Raw genomic sequence first — 14,044 nt, 5'->3', positions numbered from 1 at the left:
ACGGGCTCACTTGAGGACGACGGGGTTGACCGGCGAGCCGCTGCCCTTGTGCACCTTGAGCGGCGCGGCGACGTAGAGGCCCTCGTACTGCCCGTCCTCGGCGGAGTCGGCGGCCAGCGCCTCGAGGTCGGCGATCTCGGTGAGGGTGACGCCGAGGTTGCGCATCAGGGCGTTGTGCAGCACCAGCGCGACGCCGTTGTTCGGGTCGGTGGTGACCTCGTTGGCGATGGTGTCGGTGACCAGGTTGGGGATCTCCATGTCCTGGAACCACTGCACCAGCTCCGGGCTGTAGACCAGGCCGGGCTCGTTGAAGCCGTCGTAGAAGGCGTCGCCCTGCTCGAAGAACAGCTGCAGGAAGTTGGTCCGGATGATCAGGACGTCCCGCTTGCGGATCTCCACGCCCTGCTCCTCCGCGCAGGCGAGCAGGTCCTCGTGGGTGAAGGTCTCGCCCTTGTCGAGGGTGGGCTTGCCGCGGAATCGGGCCATGTCCAGCAGCACGCCGCGGCCGACGACGCCGCGCTGGGCGATCGGCTCGACGCTGGCCTTGTCCAGCCCGCCGACGGTGGTGCGGGCGTCGTAGCCGTTCCAGATCTTGCCGCCGTACCAGACGTGGCCGAGGCCGTCGTACTGCGTCGAGCCCTGCAGGAAGGCGTTGATCTTGTCGTCGGCGTAGTGCAGGCCGCCGGGGTACTGCGGCGCGTCGTCGGAGTCCCAGGTGGACTCGTCGAGGATCTGGGTGCGCTCGGCGGGGGAGCGGCCGGGCCACACCGGGTCGCCCTTCGGGTCGCCGATCAGCCGCTGCAGCGTGAACACCTTGCCCTGCCGGACCAGCCCGACGGCCGCCAGCACCTGCTCGGGGCCGAGGTAGTTGAGGGCGCCGACCTCGTCGTCGTCACCCCACTTGCCCCAGTTGGTGGGGGAGTCGGCGAGCAGGTCGTCGAGGGCGGGGACGGCGGTGGTCTCGGGTTCTGCGGTCACGGCTGACCTCCAGGGGGAAGGTTGGTGGGCGCACCCGACCCTGCCGCGCTGTGGTCCCTGCCACAAGGAGGGTGCAACGATCCGTGCAACCGGGATCCGCCCGAGCCGAGGAGGCCGACATGACCGCCGAGTCCGTGTTCACCTACGGGGCGCCGCAGCTGAAGTTCGGCAGCGGGGCGTCGGAGGAGATCGGGTACGACCTCAGCCGCTTCGGCGTGCGGCGGGTCCTGGTGGTCACCGACGCCGGGGTGTCGGCCACCGGCCTGCCGCAGCGGGTCGCCGACCAGATGGGCCGCTTCGGCATCGAGGCGCGGGTCTACGACGGCGTGCACGTCGAGCCGACCGACGTCAGCCTGACCGAGGCGATCGAGGCGGCCCGCGCGTCCGGGCCGTGGGACGCGTTCGTCGCCGTCGGCGGCGGGTCGAGCATCGACACCGCCAAGGCGATCAACCTGCTCACCACCAACCCCGGAGAGCTGCTGGACTACGTCAACGTGCCGGTGGGGAAGGGGCAGGCGCCGACCGAGCAGCTCAAGCCGCTGGTCGCCGTCCCGACGACGACCGGCACCGGGTCGGAGAGCACGACGATCTGCGTGATGGACGTGCTGGCGCAGCGGGTGAAGACCGGCATCAGCCACGCGCGGCTGCGGCCCACCCTCGCCGTCATCGACCCCGACCTCACCGTGACCCAGCCGCCCGGGGTCACCGCCGCGGCCGGGATGGACATCCTGTGCCACGCGCTGGAGAGCTACACCGCGCGCTGGTACACGACCTACGACCGCAAGGCCCCCGAGCAGCGGGTGCCCTACTGCGGGTCCAACCCGATCTCGGACATGTGGTCGGAGAAGGCGCTGTCGCTGCTGGCCGGCTCCTTCCGGCGGGCGGTGCGGCACGGCGACGACACCGCCGCGCGCGGGGACATGGCGATGGCCGCGACCTTCGCCGGCATGGGCTTCGGCAACGCCGGGGTGCACGTCCCGCACGCCAACGCCTACCCGATCGCCGGGCAGGTGAAGGACTTCCACCCCAAGGACTACCCGGCCGGCGAGCCGATGGTGCCGCACGGCATGTCGGTGGCGCTGACCGCGCCGGAGGCCTTCCGGTTCACCTTCGAGGCGTCGCCGGAGCGGCACGTGCGGGCCGCGCAGCTGCTCGCCCCCAACGCCGGGCAGCCCGACGACCCGGCCGAGTTCCTGCCCACCGTCCTCACCGACCTGATGCGCGACATCGACATCCCCAACGGGATCGCCGCCGTCGGCTTCGACGAGGGCGACGTCGACGACCTGGTCGAGGGCACGATGAAGCAGCAGCGGCTACTGGCCACCTGCCCGCGGGAGGTCACCGCCGAGGACGTCGCCGGCATCTTCCGCCGCTCGATGTCGCTGTGGTGAGCAGGCTCCGCTGAGCCCGGTCAGCCCGCCGGGACGATCGTCTTCGTGACCTGCGCCGAGGCGACGAGGGCGCCGTCCACCGTCGCCTCGGAGCGCAGGAACGCCACCGCGCGGCCGCGGCGCAGCACCGAGCCGGTGACGTCGACCCGCGCGCCGGCGCGCACCGGCCGCAGCAGCGAGGCGGTGAGGTCGTGGGTGACCGCGTGCTCGCCGTCGCCCAGGGAGGGCAGCAGCGCGAGGAAGGCCGCGACGTCGAGGAAGGTGTAGACGACGCCGCCGTGCAGGAGCGCCGCCTGGTTCTGCGCGGCCGCGCCGACGGGGAACCAGATGCCGGCGGTCGGGTCGGCGGGGTCGCGCAGCTGCATGCCCAGGTGCCGGTGCAGCGGGATGTCCAGGACCGCCTGCACCCGGGCCGCGGCCACCTCGGGCGAGCTCACCGGCGCGCCAGGAGATCGAGCACCCGGCGGGTGAGCAGCGCGGCCGCCTCCGGGTCGTGGGCGGGCAGCGTGCGGTCGGCGAAGCAGTGCTGGTCGCCGGGGTAGAGGAACACCTCGGCGTCGTCGGCCCGCTCCGCGAGCGCGCGGGCCGCCGCGAGGTCGCCCTCGTCGACGAACAGCGGGTCGGCGTCCATGCCGTGCACCTGCACCGGGACGCCGGCCGGCCAGGAGCCGAACTCCTCCACCGGGAGGCACGAGTAGAGGAGCACCGCGCCGCGGGCGCCGGGCCGGGTCTGCGCCAGCCGCTGCGCCGGGAGCACGCCGAGGGACATGCCCGCGTAGACCAGCCCCTCGGGGAGGTCCGCCACGGCGCGGGCGCCGCGGTCCACCACCTCGCCGAGGCCGATCTCCCGCGCGTGGGCGACGCCGGCCTGGACCGAGCCGAAGCTGCGGCCCCCGAACAGGTCGGGGGTGTGCACCGTGTGCCCGGCCGCGCGGAGATCGTCGGCGAACGCGGTGACGCCGGGCGTCAGCCCCAGCGCGTGGTGGAACAGCACGACCTCGGCCACGGGCGGCTCCTTCGTCAGGCGGTGGTCCGGCGGTGGTCCGGCGGTGGTCCGGCGACGGACCGTAACCCGCGGGGCCGGTGCCGCCCCGCTCAGGCCGTCAGGCGCTGAGCGGCATGCTGCGGCGGGCCAGGCGCACCCGCCGGCGCTCGCGCTCGGACAGCCCGCCCCAGATGCCGAAGCGCTCGTCGTTGGCCAGCGCGTACTCCAGGCACTCGGTGCGGACGTCGCAGCCGGCGCACACGCGCTTGGCCTCGCGGGTCGAGCCGCCCTTCTCCGGGAAGAAGGCCTCGGGGTCGGTCTCGGCGCACAGCGCGTCGAGCCGCCACGCGGCATCGCCGCCGCCGAGGACGTTCCAGACCGAGCCCCCGACGGCGTCGGGCTGCGCGGAGGACTCGGTGATCAGGCTGAGGCGGGAGGACGGCACGGGGAGCTCCTCGGGGTCTCGGAGGTGGCGTGACCCGTACGTGACGGACGGGTACGCCCTGACTGCTGACAGTGACGTTACGGAGTCCCCGACCTGTCGCGCACCGTCAGAACAACCGCGGAACCTGGCCGTCCGGTTGTCAGATCATGCCGGAGACGGGGCGGCGCGAAGTCCTTCCGCGGCGGCTGTCGATCTGGTGCGGTGCTGCGTGTCGTAGAGGTGGAGGGCCCGGCAGGCGGGCCCCCGGACCCCGGAGGACACCATGACGAAGTACCTGGTCCTGATCTACGAGGACGAGGCGCAGTACGCAACCGCGACCCCCGACGTCTACGGCGAGATCACGGCCGAGCACGACGCCTTCTCCGCGGGCGTGGAGCGGCACGGCGCGAAGCTGCTCGGCGGCGAGGCGCTCGAGCCGACGGCGACGGCGACCAGCGTGCGCGGCGGCGAGGTCACCGACGGCCCGTTCGTGGAGACCAAGGAGGCCCTCGGCGGCTACTACGTCATCGACGCCCCCGACCTCGACACCGCGCTGGCCGTCGCGCGCACGGTGCCGGCCCGCTTCGGCGGCGTCGAGGTCCGCCCGGTGATGACCTTCGACTGACCGGTGCCCGCCCCGACCGCCGACGCCGTCGCGGCCGCGGTCGCCGACGCGCACCGTCGCGAGTGGGCCTTCGTGCTCGCCGCGACGGTGCGCGTCACCCGCGACCTCGACCTCGCCGAGGAGTGCGTCCAGGACGCCTTCGCCGCGGCGCTGACCGACTGGGCCGCGCGCGGCGTCCCCACCCGGCCCGGCGCCTGGCTGACCACCACGGCCCGGCGGCGGGCGCTCAACGTGCTGCGGCACCACGGCGTCGAGCGCCGCCACCTGCCGCTGCTGGTGGAGGACGACCGTGTCGATGGCGGGATCGCGCCCTCACTCGTCGACGAGGCGCACGGCTACCCCGACGACCGGCTGCGGCTCGTGGTCACCTGCTGCCACCCGGCGCTGGACCGCCCCACGCAGGTGGCGCTCACCCTGCGCCTGGTGTGCGGGCTGAGCACCGCAGAGGTGGCCCGCGCCTTCCTCGTCCCGACGGCGACGATGGCCGCGCGGATCACCCGCGCCAAGAAGAAGATCGCCGTCGCCCGCATCCCGTACCGCGTGCCACCGGCCGCGGAGCTGCCCGGGCGGGTCGACGCCGTCCTGTCGGTGGTGCACCTGCTGTTCACCACCGGCCACACCACCCCGGCCGGGGAGGACCTGGTGCGCCGGGACCTGGTGGAGCGGGCGGTCGGGCTGGCCCGGATGCTGCGGCGGCTGCTGCCGGGCGACCCGGCGGTGGCCGGGCTGCTCGCGCTGCTGCTGCTCACCGACGCCCGCCGCGAGACGCGCACCGCCGACGACGGCCGGCTGCTGCTGCTCGAGGAGCAGGACCGCACGCGCTGGGACCGGGCCGCCATCGCCGAGGGCGTCGCGCTGGTCCGCGAGGCGCTGCGCGCCCGGCCGCCGTCGCGGTACGCGCTGCAGGCGGCGATCGCCGCGGTGCACGCCGAGTCGCCGTCGTGGGCGGACACCGACTGGGCGGAGATCGTCGCGCTCTACGGCGTCCTCACCTCGGTGTGGCCCTCGCCGGTGGTGGCGCTCAACCGCGCGGTCGCCGTCGGCTTCGCGTCCGGCCCCGCGGCGGGGCTGGCCGCCCTGGACGAGCTGGCCGCGGAGCCGCAGCTGGCCGGCTACGGCTACCTGCCGGCGGCCCGCGCGGACCTGCTGCGGCGGCTCGGTCGCGTCGCCGAGGCCCGCGTCGCGTACGGCGAGGCGCTGCTGCTCACCGAGAACGCCGTCGAGCGCGACTTCCTCGCCGGGCGGCTGCGCGAGCTGGGCTGAGCCGTCAGGCGAAGGCGGCGACCGTCCGGTCCAGGTAGTCGTTGCGGAACGCGCCGCGCGGGTCGTACCGGCGCACCAGCGCCCGGAAGTCGGCCATCCGCGGGTAGAGCCCGGCCAGCTCCTCCGCACCGGTGGTGAACAGTTTGCCCCAGTGCGGCCGGGCGCCGAGCGGGCGCAGCGCGGCCTCGACCTCCGGCAGGACCGCGGTGACGGCGGGCTGGTCGGGCAGCCAGGTGAAGTGCAGCGCCATGACGTCGCCGCCGGACGCCGGGCTCAGCCACAGCTCGTCGGCGGCGACGGTGCGGATCTCGCTGACCTGGAGCAGCGGCGCGACCCGGTCGGCCAGGCCGCGCAACGCCTCGACGGCGGCGCGGCCGTGCCGGCGGGGGACGAACCACTCGCTCTGCAGCTCGTCGCCCTTGCTCGGGGTGAACTCCGCGCGGAAGTGCGGCAGCCGCTCGTGCCACTCGCCGGGGACGCCGAGCTGCTGGGTGAGGTTCTCGACCGGGGTGTCCGGGAGCATGTGCGTGGGCTCGGTGGCCGCGCGGGCGCCGAAGAAGTCCTCGGGTGCGGCGGGGTCCTCCGGCCGGGACTTGACCCACACCGAGGTGACCCGGTGCCAGTCGGTGAAGACGCTGACGCTGTAGGCGGCGTCGGCGACGGCGTCGAGGTCGGCGAACAGCCGGTCCCAGGTCATGTCCACGTAGACGGTGTTGGCGACGTCGAAGGTCGGCTGGAACCGCAGCGCCACCCGGGTGACGACGCCGAGCGCGCCGAGGTGGACCACCGCGCCGGGCAGGTCGGCGTCGCCCTCGCCGAGGACGACGACCCCGCCGTCGGAGCGCACCAGCTCCAGCCCCGCGACGGACGTCGCGAGCGAGCCGTTGCGGTTCCCCGAGCCGTGGGTGCCGGTGGCGGTGGCGCCGGCGACGGTGATGTGCGGCAGCGACGCCAGGTTGTGCAGCGCCCGCCCGGTCCCGGCCAGCGCGCGCACCAGCTCGCTGTAGCGCATCCCGGCCGGCACCCACAGCACGCCACCGCCGTCGTCGTCGGCCCGGGCGACCTCGACCCCGGTGTCCAGGTCGTCGAGGACCACGAGGTCGGCGGTCGTGTCGGCGATGTCGTTGAAGCAGTGCCGCGAGCCCAGCGCCTTGACCCGCTCGCTGCCGGCGACGACCTCCTGCACCTCGGCCACCGTCCGCGGCCGGTGCACGCGCGCCGCTCGGTAGGTGAGGTTGCCGGCCCAGGTGCGCAGCGGGGTCTCCACCGGCGGCACGCTACGCGCCGTCCTCAGCGGGCGAGGTCGGCGGCGGGGGACAGCGCCGGGGTCAGCGCGACCGGCAGCGACTCCCAGCCGCGCAGGATGACCGTGCTCCGGCGGTGCCCGGCGCCGGCGGCGGCGAGGTCGGGGAACCGCTCGAACAGGGCCTGCAGCGCCACCTCGCCCTCCATCCGCGCCAGGGCGGCGCCCAGGCAGAAGTGGATGCCGCTGGAGAAGGCGACGTGGTCGCGCGCGTTGCGGCGGGTGACGTCGAAGACGTGCGGGTCGTCGAACACCCGCGGGTCGCGGTTGGCCGCGGCGAGGACGAGCAGCACCAGGTCGCCCTCGGCGATCGGCACGCCGTGCACCTCGGTGGCGCGCTCGGCCCGCCGGCCGGTCCGCTGCACCGGCGACTCCAGGCGCAGCACCTCGTCGACGGCGTTCGGCCACAGCGACGGGTCGGCGGCGAGCAGCCGGCGCTGGTCGGGGTGGGCGAACAGCAGCGCGGCGCCGTTGCTGACGAGGTTGACCGTGGTCTCGAAGCCGGCGCCGAACACCAGCGCAGCGGTGGCCATGAGCTCCTGCTCGGTGAGCGCGGCGCCGTCGTCGTCGGCCGCGGTGACCAGGCCGGACAGCAGGTCGTCGCCGGGGTCGCGGCGCAGCCGGCGCAGGTGGCCGCGGAACCAGGCGTCGAGCTCGCCGAGGTTGCGCTCCACCTCGCGGTGGGTGCGCCAGGACAGGCCCACGTCCAGGCTCGGGGTGGCGCCGTCGGCCCAGGCGAGGAACTGCTCGCGCATGGTCACCGGGACGCCGAGCATCTCGGAGATGACCGTGACCGGCAGCAGGCTGGCGTAGCGGGCGACGAGGTCGGCCCGCCCGCCGGTGGCCGCGGCCTCGCGCTCGAGGTCGTCGAGCAGGTCGTGCGCGATCTCGCCGGTGCGCTCGCGCAGCCGGGCGACCGCCCGGGCGGTGAAGGCGCGGCTGACCAGCCGGCGGTAGCGGGTGTGGTCGGGCGGGTCGACGGCGAGCATCGACGGCGGGTCGATCGGCCCGACGCTGGGCCGCGGGCCGGCCAGGCGCAGCGCCAGCCGCAGCACCGGCGGCAGGCCCTCGGTGCGGTTGCCGCCGATCTGGCCGAAGTCGTCGCTGCGCAGGACGTCGGTGCAGACGTCGTGGTGCACGCTGACCCGCGCGAACGCGCCGCCGGCGAACGGCGCGGGCGTGCGCAGCCGCTCGTAGTGGGCGTAGGGGTCCTCGCGCACCACCGGGTCGCGGAGGACCTCGGCGTCGGGGTTGCCCGCCCGGGCCCGCGCCCGGATCGCCAGCCGCATCGCGCCGTGGGTCGCGGCCCAGCGGACCGCACTGCGCACCGTCACGTCCTCAGCCCTCCGGGGTGCCGTCGCCGGCCCCGTCGCCGTCGACGGTGCACATCCTGTGACACGGAGCCCACAGGTACCAGTACCGACCCGTATCAGCGGCCGAGGTGTGCCCGCATCGCCGCGACGACCATCCGGTGGTCCTCCAGCTGCGGCAGCCCGGAGACCACGACGACGCCGACCGGGCCGACGTCGCGCACGAGCACCGGCACGGCGCCGCCGTGCGCGGCGTACCGCCGGGGGTCGAGCCCGGAGGACTCCTCGAAGGTGGTGCCCCGCTCGATCCACGACTGCCGGACGTGGAGGGAGCTGTGGCCGAAGCGGTGCACGGTCCGGGCCTTGCGCGCGATCCAGTCCGCGTTGTCCGGGGTGGCGCCGGTCAGGGCGGCGGAGAACAGCCGGTGCCCGTTGCGCCGGATCTCGACCGCGACCGGCGCGTCGGCGCGGCGGGCGGTGGCCACGAGGGCGGCGCCGAGGTCCCAGGCGTCGTCGTTGGTGAAGGTCGTGAACCGCAGCTCGGCCTCCTCGGCGGCGAGCTCGGCGACGGTCGGGAAGCCGCTCACGAGTCCTGCCCCCCGACGACGACGTTCCACGGCCGGACCGTCCAGCTCTCGACCAGGCCGTGGACGACGTAGGGGTCGGACTCGGCGAAGCGCTCCACGACCTCGCGGCCGGCCGTCCAGACCAGCACGGCGCGGTCGAAGGGGTCGGGCAGCGCGCCGGCGAGCAGCAGCTCACCGCGCTCGTGCGCCGCGCGGGCGAGCGCGAGGTGGTCCTCCCGCAGCGCCGCCCGCCGCTCCAGGTAGTCGTCGGCGAGGGAGTACTCGAGCAGCAGGTACATGGCCGCCACTCTCACACGGGGGCGTGCCCGCCGGGCGTCCCGCGGTCCGGTTCCGGACCCGGGGACGACGGGACCCCCGCGGCCGGGGGCCGTGGGGGTCCGGTGGTGCGGCGGGAGGACGCGGCGCGGTCGCGCCGCGTGCCCCCGGTGGTGCTCAGATCGCGCGGACGTTCTCCGCCTGGGGGCCCTTCTGGCCCTGGGTGACGTCGAACTCGACGCGCTGCGCCTCGTCCAGCGACCGGTAGCCGGAGCCGCTGATCGCCGAGAAGTGGCAGAAGACGTCGGGGCCGCCGCCGTCCTGCTCGATGAAGCCGAAGCCCTTCTCCGCGTTGAACCACTTCACGGTGCCCTGGGTCATGTCGTTCTCTCTTCCGTGCTGGGGTGTCGGTCCGGCAGGCGCCGGCGCCGGGTCGCCGCACCGACCGGCAGGACCGAGAGGAACGTCAGGCAGAGACGACTGCGGACGTCCGAGAACGAAGCAGAGGCACGACAGCGACCGGAGGGGACTGTACCGGCTCGCGGCGGGGGGACGGCGGCCGTCCCGCCGGCGTCACCAGCGGAGCGGGTCGGTCCGCCGGGACTGCGCCGTGCGGCAGACCCGGCAGTTCCCCCAGGTGAGCAGGGACAGCGGTGTGGTCGGGGAGCCGCACTCCGGGCAGTCCACCGGTTCGCCGGACCGGGCCCGGGCGTCGCGCATCTCACTCGCGCGTCGCTCGTGGACGGTCTCGTCACCCCGGCAGGGGCATCCGAGGTGGGCTTCGGCGCAGCGTCCGCGGTGTGTGGGAACGGGACCTCCTCCGGTCCGCACCGACGCTACCGGTCGCGGGCCCTCCCGGGTGCGTGCCGCGGCCGCCGCCCGGTCCGGGAGGGTGGCGGTGCGGGTCGTCCGCGACCATCGGGTCGTGCGCTCCGGACCGCGGGCGGCGCTGGTCGTCGTCGTCCTGTTGGCTGTGGTCGTGGGCCTGCTGTGGACGTTCCAGCGGCGCCTCGTCTACCTCCCCGACGACGGCCCCCTGCCGGCCGCGGCCGTCGCGGTCCCCGGCGCCCGGGACGTCGGGCTGACCACCGCCGACGGCCTGACCCTGGGCGCCTGGTTCGTCCCCGGCCCGGACGCCGGCGCGCCCGCCGTCCTGGTGGCGAACGGCAACGGCGGGCACCGGGGGCTGCGCGCGCCGCTGGCCCGGGCGCTGGCGGACGCCGGGCTGGCGGTGCTGCTGTTCGACTACCGCGGCTACGGCGGCAACCCGGGCAGCCCGAGCGAGGAGGGTCTGGCGCTCGACGTCCGGGCGGCGCGGACCTGGCTGCTCGAGGAGGCCGGCGTGCCCGCCTCCCGGCTCCTCTACTACGGCGAGAGCCTGGGTGCGGCGGTGGTGACGGAGCTGGCCGTGGAGCACCCGCCGGCCGGGCTGGTGCTGCGGTCGCCGTTCACCGACCTGGCCGCCGTCGGCGCCGAGCACTACCCGTTCCTGCCGGTCCGGCTGCTGCTGCGCGACCGCTACCCGGTGGCGGAACGGGTGGCCCGGGTGCGGGTGCCGACGACGGTCGTCCTGGGCACCGCGGACACGATCGTGCCGCCGGCGCAGAGCCGGCGGGTGGCCGGCGCGGCCGCCGGTCTGCACCGGCTGGTGGAGGTCAACGGCGCGGGCCACAACGACCTCGTCCTGCTCGACGGCGCGGCGCTGGTCGGCGCCGTCGTCGAGCTGGCCGCGCTGACCGTGGGGGAGTGAGTCAGCGCGGCTCGTCCGGCAGGACGCTGCCCACCAGCCGCCGCCCCACCCAGTGCAGGGGCTCGTCCTCGAGCGCGGGGGTCCCGGGATCCGGGTCCCAGCCGTCCGCGGAGAGGTACGTCTCCCACAGGTGCACCTGGGCCTGCCAGTAGCGGGTCACCGCCCGCCGGACCCGGCCCGCCGTGCTCGGGGTCAGGATGTCCATGCCCCAGGATCGGTCGCCGCGCCGTGCCGCGACAGGGGTGTCCCTGCCGGGGACCGCAGCGGTCCTGCCGGATCCGGCTCAGGGGCTCGCCGGCGCGGAGGTGGTCGTCTCCGCGGTGGTCGTGCCGCCGGAGGTCGTGGTCCCCGAGGTCGTGGGCTCGGCCGGCGTCGTGGTGGGGGCGGGCGTCGTGGTGGGCGCGGGTGTCGTGGTCGGGGCCGGCGGGGTGGTGGTCTCCGCCGGCGGGGTGGTGGTCTCGGCGGGCGGGGTGGTGGTCTCGGCGGGCGGGGTGGTGGTCTCGGCCGTCGGCGTCGTGGTCTCCGCCGGCGGGGTGGTCGTCCCCGCCGGTGCGGTGGTGGCCTCGGCCGTCGGCGTCGTCGTGGCGGCGGTCGGGGGCGCGGTGGGCGCCGGGGTCGTCGTCGGCGGGGGCGTCGTCGGCGTCGTCGTGGTGGGTGCGGCGGCCGTCGTCTCCGGGGCCGGTTCGGGGATCTCGGTCAGGGCCGGGGGCACGACCGCGGCCGGGACGCGGGACTGCTGGGGCCGGGCGGTCTGCGGCGCCCCGGTGAGCGCCGCGGGAGCGGTGCCCGCCATGGGGGCGTCGGTGGCCCGCGAGAGCGTGTGGGTCAGCAGGACGACCCCGCCGAACACGCCCAGCACCACCCCGCCGGCCAGCAGCGCCTCCACCCCGCGGGGCAGGCGCCGGGTCGGCACCGCCGCGGACACCCGCGCCACGCTCACGACCGGCCGGCGCGGCGGCGCGACCGGGCCGCCCGCCCGCCCGCCACGGTGCTGGGCCGCGTGCCGGGAGGGCGCGAGCACGCCGCACAGCAGCGCGCCGCCGAGCAGCACCGCGGCGCCGATCAGCAGCGCGGTGGCGTAGCCCGCGCCGAACGCGTCCCGGGCCCCGCCCGCCACCGCGGCGCCGTCGGGACCCCACCGGCCGGCCACCTCGACCGCCTGCGCCACCCCCGTCCCGGCCCACTCGCGCGCCTGCGCGGGCAGGTCGGAGACCACGGGGACGAGCTCGTCCCGGTAGACGGCGAGCAGCACGCTGGCCGCCACCGCGCCGCCGAGGGCGCCGCCCACCTCGCGCGTCACGTCGTTGACCGCCGCGGCGAGCGTGCGCCGGTCGGCGGGCAGGCCCTCGATGATCAGCGCCGTGCCCGGGGTGAGGGCCAGGCCGAAGCCGACCCCGAACACGAACAGCGACGCGGCGAAGTGCCACAGCGGCGCGTCGCCGTCGGCCTGGCGGGCGAGCAGGAACAGCCCGGCGCCCATCTGGCCCAGCCCCCACGCCGCGACCGTGCGGGCGCCGAGCCGGCGCAGCAGCACCGGCGCGAGCTGCGCGGTGGGGCCGATGCCCAGCGCCATCGGCGCCAGCCACAGCGCCGCCTGCAGGGGCGAGAGGTCGTGCACGTACTGCAGCCACTGCGGCGCGAGGAAGAACAGCCCGAACGCGGCGAAGAACTGCAGGAAGACGGCGATGCTGCCGGCGGACAGGCCGCGGTGGCGGAACAGCCGGACGTCGAGCATGGGGTGCCGGCTGCGCAGCTCGTGCACGGTGAACAGGAGCAGGCTCAGCCCGCCGGCGGCGAGGGCGGTGAGCGTCGTCCGGTCGGTCCACCCGCGCTCGGGACCCTCGATGACGCCCCAGACGACGCCGCCGAGGCCGGCGAGGGCGAGCAGCCCGCCGAGCGGGTCCAGCGGCAGGTCCGGGTTCCGCGACCTGGGGACGACGACCAGGCACAGCAGCAGCACCAGCCCCGACAGCGCGCCGAACGCGACCTGCACGCTGCCCCACCAGGCGAACTCGAGCAGCACGCCGGCGAGCACCAGCCCGAGCAGCGCGCCCGCGCCGGAGACCGCGGCCCACACGCCGATCGCTGCGGCGCGGCGCTCGGCGGGGTAGGCGTCGACGAGCACCGACAGCGTCGCCGGCATGACCGCCGCCGCCCCGACGCCGGCCAGGCCGCGCAGCACGACCAGCTGGACCGGGTCGGTGACCAGGCCCGACGCCGCGCTGCAGGCGGCGAACACCGCCAGGCCGAGGAGCAGCGCGCCGCGCCGGCCGAAGCGGTCGGCGGCGATGCCCAGCGGCAGCAGCAGCGCGGCGAAGGTCAGCGCGTAGACGTTCACCGCCCAGGTCAGCTCGGTCTGGGTGGCGCCGGTGGCGCGGGCGAGCTCCGGCAGGGCCAGGGCCAGCGACGAGCCGGCGCCGATGACCAGGGCCAGGGCCGCGCACATGACGGCGAGTAGCGCGCCGAGCCCGCCCCGGACTCCTCGAGCGTCGGGCATGCTATGGCTCCAGACGATCGCCTGATACGCCCGTCTCAGGGCGGTGACCCAGGATGGAGGGGCCGTGACCGGGACCGCAACCCCCGCGCGGCTGCTGGACGCGGCCGAGGAGCTGCTCGCGACCGCCGGTGCCGCGGGCACCTCGGTGCGTGACGTGCTGCGGCGGGCCGGCGTCGCCAACGCCGCCGCGGTCGGTTACTACTTCGGCGGCAAGGACGGGCTGGTCGCCGCGGTGGAGCGCCGGGTGGTGGACGGCGTGGTCGCCGACCGGGAGCGGGTCCTGGCGGGCCTGGGTGGGGACGCCGGCGTCGAGGCGCTCGTCGACGGCTGGGTGCGGCCGATCGTGGCCCTGCGCTGCGCGGGCCGCGGCCGGTACGCCGCCCGGGTGTTCACCCGGATCTTCGACCAGCCCCCGGACCGGTGGGAGGCCAACGGCGCGGCGGCCGTGCGCGCGACGGCCGGGCGGTACTGCGCCGCCCTCGCGCCGCTGCTCCCGCACCTGGACGCCCGCGAGCTCACCTGGCGCTGGCAGTGCGTCACCGCGACGACGGACTTCTACGCCATCGGCGCCCTCGACTTCGGCGAGCCGGCCCCCGGCCCGGACGACGTCGACGCGCACGTGCGCCGCCTCGTCGTCCCGGGCGCCGCGCTGCTGCGGGCCGACCCGGCCGGCTGA

General features: G+C 76.0%; 16 protein-coding genes. 5 read left to right on the top strand and 11 right to left on the bottom strand.

Translation table 11 applies throughout. The annotated features are described in order from the left end of the window. Positions 1-6: 6 nt before the first annotated feature. Complete coding sequence (locus ACI8AA_RS03315; RefSeq protein ID WP_457043097.1) at positions 7-978, bottom strand: cyclase family protein; 972 nt, start codon at positions 976-978, stop codon at positions 7-9. Positions 979-1,097: 119 nt separating this feature from the next. Here ACI8AA_RS03315 and ACI8AA_RS03310 point away from each other — a divergent pair, with 119 nt between their 5' ends. Further along, complete coding sequence (locus ACI8AA_RS03310) at positions 1,098-2,369, top strand: hydroxyacid-oxoacid transhydrogenase (protein ID WP_457043096.1); 1,272 nt, start codon at positions 1,098-1,100, stop codon at positions 2,367-2,369. Between the two features lie 20 nt (positions 2,370-2,389). On the opposite strand, the gene ACI8AA_RS03305 is transcribed toward ACI8AA_RS03310, so the two are convergent. The 3 genes from ACI8AA_RS03305 to ACI8AA_RS03295 form a co-directional block, all read right to left on the bottom strand. Continuing rightward, positions 2,390-2,806: a PaaI family thioesterase gene (locus ACI8AA_RS03305; RefSeq protein ID WP_457043095.1), complete on the bottom strand. Its 417-nt coding sequence runs from the start codon at positions 2,804-2,806 to the stop codon at positions 2,390-2,392. Beyond that, positions 2,803-3,375, bottom strand: coding sequence for a dienelactone hydrolase family protein (locus tag ACI8AA_RS03300; protein WP_457043094.1), 573 nt, complete (start codon positions 3,373-3,375; stop codon positions 2,803-2,805). The genes ACI8AA_RS03305 and ACI8AA_RS03300 overlap by 4 nt, the downstream gene beginning before the upstream one ends. 97 nt (positions 3,376-3,472) lie before the next feature. Beyond that, a complete protein-coding gene (locus ACI8AA_RS03295; protein WP_457043093.1) occupies positions 3,473-3,799 on the bottom strand; it encodes a WhiB family transcriptional regulator in 327 nt (108 codons plus the stop codon). Between the two features lie 262 nt (positions 3,800-4,061). Between ACI8AA_RS03295 and ACI8AA_RS03290 the strand changes: the two genes are divergently transcribed. Then, positions 4,062-4,403 carry a YciI family protein gene (locus ACI8AA_RS03290; protein ID WP_457043092.1) on the top strand — a complete coding sequence of 114 codons (342 nt, stop codon included), beginning with the start codon at positions 4,062-4,064 and terminating at the stop codon, positions 4,401-4,403. A 3-nt stretch (positions 4,404-4,406) separates the two neighbouring features. Beyond that, positions 4,407-5,666, top strand: coding sequence for an RNA polymerase sigma factor (locus ACI8AA_RS03285; RefSeq protein ID WP_457043091.1), 1,260 nt, complete (start codon positions 4,407-4,409; stop codon positions 5,664-5,666). Positions 5,667-5,670: 4 nt separating this feature from the next. Here ACI8AA_RS03285 and ACI8AA_RS03280 read toward each other — a convergent pair whose 3' ends face one another. From ACI8AA_RS03280 to ACI8AA_RS03260, 5 genes are all read right to left on the bottom strand, one after another. Beyond that, positions 5,671-6,933, bottom strand: coding sequence for a D-arabinono-1,4-lactone oxidase (locus tag ACI8AA_RS03280; RefSeq protein WP_457043090.1), 1,263 nt, complete (start codon positions 6,931-6,933; stop codon positions 5,671-5,673). Positions 6,934-6,956: 23 nt separating this feature from the next. Continuing rightward, positions 6,957-8,297: a cytochrome P450 gene (locus tag ACI8AA_RS03275; protein ID WP_457043089.1), complete on the bottom strand. Its 1,341-nt coding sequence runs from the start codon at positions 8,295-8,297 to the stop codon at positions 6,957-6,959. A gap of 101 nt (positions 8,298-8,398) precedes the next feature. Beyond that, positions 8,399-8,866, bottom strand: coding sequence for a heme-degrading domain-containing protein (locus ACI8AA_RS03270; protein ID WP_457043088.1), 468 nt, complete (start codon positions 8,864-8,866; stop codon positions 8,399-8,401). Beyond that, positions 8,863-9,144: a YciI-like protein gene (locus ACI8AA_RS03265; protein WP_457043087.1), complete on the bottom strand. Its 282-nt coding sequence runs from the start codon at positions 9,142-9,144 to the stop codon at positions 8,863-8,865. The genes ACI8AA_RS03270 and ACI8AA_RS03265 overlap by 4 nt, the downstream gene beginning before the upstream one ends. 154 nt (positions 9,145-9,298) lie before the next feature. Further along, the gene (locus ACI8AA_RS03260) at positions 9,299-9,502 is read right to left on the bottom strand and encodes a cold-shock protein (RefSeq protein ID WP_012948522.1); all 204 of its coding nucleotides are present in this window, start codon (positions 9,500-9,502) and stop codon (positions 9,299-9,301) included. 544 nt (positions 9,503-10,046) lie between these two features. Here ACI8AA_RS03260 and ACI8AA_RS03255 point away from each other — a divergent pair. Beyond that, positions 10,047-10,871, top strand: a complete 825-nt coding sequence (locus ACI8AA_RS03255; protein ID WP_457043086.1) for an alpha/beta hydrolase — start codon at positions 10,047-10,049, stop codon at positions 10,869-10,871. Between the two features lies 1 nt (position 10,872). Here ACI8AA_RS03255 and ACI8AA_RS03250 read toward each other — a convergent pair whose 3' ends face one another. Together ACI8AA_RS03250 and ACI8AA_RS03245 are read right to left on the bottom strand one after the other, a co-directional pair. After that, positions 10,873-11,076 carry a hypothetical protein gene (locus ACI8AA_RS03250; protein WP_457043085.1) on the bottom strand — a complete coding sequence of 68 codons (204 nt, stop codon included), beginning with the start codon at positions 11,074-11,076 and terminating at the stop codon, positions 10,873-10,875. 78 nt (positions 11,077-11,154) lie between these two features. Then, the gene (locus ACI8AA_RS03245) at positions 11,155-13,368 is read right to left on the bottom strand and encodes an MFS transporter (RefSeq protein ID WP_457043084.1); all 2,214 of its coding nucleotides are present in this window, start codon (positions 13,366-13,368) and stop codon (positions 11,155-11,157) included. Between the two features lie 64 nt (positions 13,369-13,432). On the opposite strand from ACI8AA_RS03245, the gene ACI8AA_RS03240 reads away from it, so the two are divergent. Beyond that, entirely contained in the window at positions 13,433-14,044 is a 612-nt protein-coding gene (locus ACI8AA_RS03240; RefSeq protein WP_457043083.1) for a TetR/AcrR family transcriptional regulator, read from the top strand.

The organism is Geodermatophilus sp. SYSU D01180, assembly GCF_054050415.1.
The sequence above is the reverse complement of the archived record's forward strand: the minus strand, read 5'-3'. Positions and strand labels throughout refer to the sequence as shown.

Bases quoted from the DNA above. Each gene is read 5' to 3' on its own strand.
- ACI8AA_RS03245 (WP_457043084.1), bottom strand. From the start codon at position 13,368: ATGCCCGACGCTCGAGGAGTCCGGGGCGGGCTCGGCGCGCTACTCGCC.
- ACI8AA_RS03250 (WP_457043085.1), bottom strand. From the start codon at position 11,076: ATGGACATCCTGACCCCGAGCACGGCGGGCCGGGTCCGGCGGGCGGTG.
- ACI8AA_RS03310 (WP_457043096.1), top strand. From the start codon at position 1,098: ATGACCGCCGAGTCCGTGTTCACCTACGGGGCGCCGCAGCTGAAGTTC.
- ACI8AA_RS03260 (WP_012948522.1), bottom strand. From the start codon at position 9,502: ATGACCCAGGGCACCGTGAAGTGGTTCAACGCGGAGAAGGGCTTCGGC.
- ACI8AA_RS03290 (WP_457043092.1), top strand. From the start codon at position 4,062: ATGACGAAGTACCTGGTCCTGATCTACGAGGACGAGGCGCAGTACGCA.
- ACI8AA_RS03265 (WP_457043087.1), bottom strand. From the start codon at position 9,144: ATGTACCTGCTGCTCGAGTACTCCCTCGCCGACGACTACCTGGAGCGG.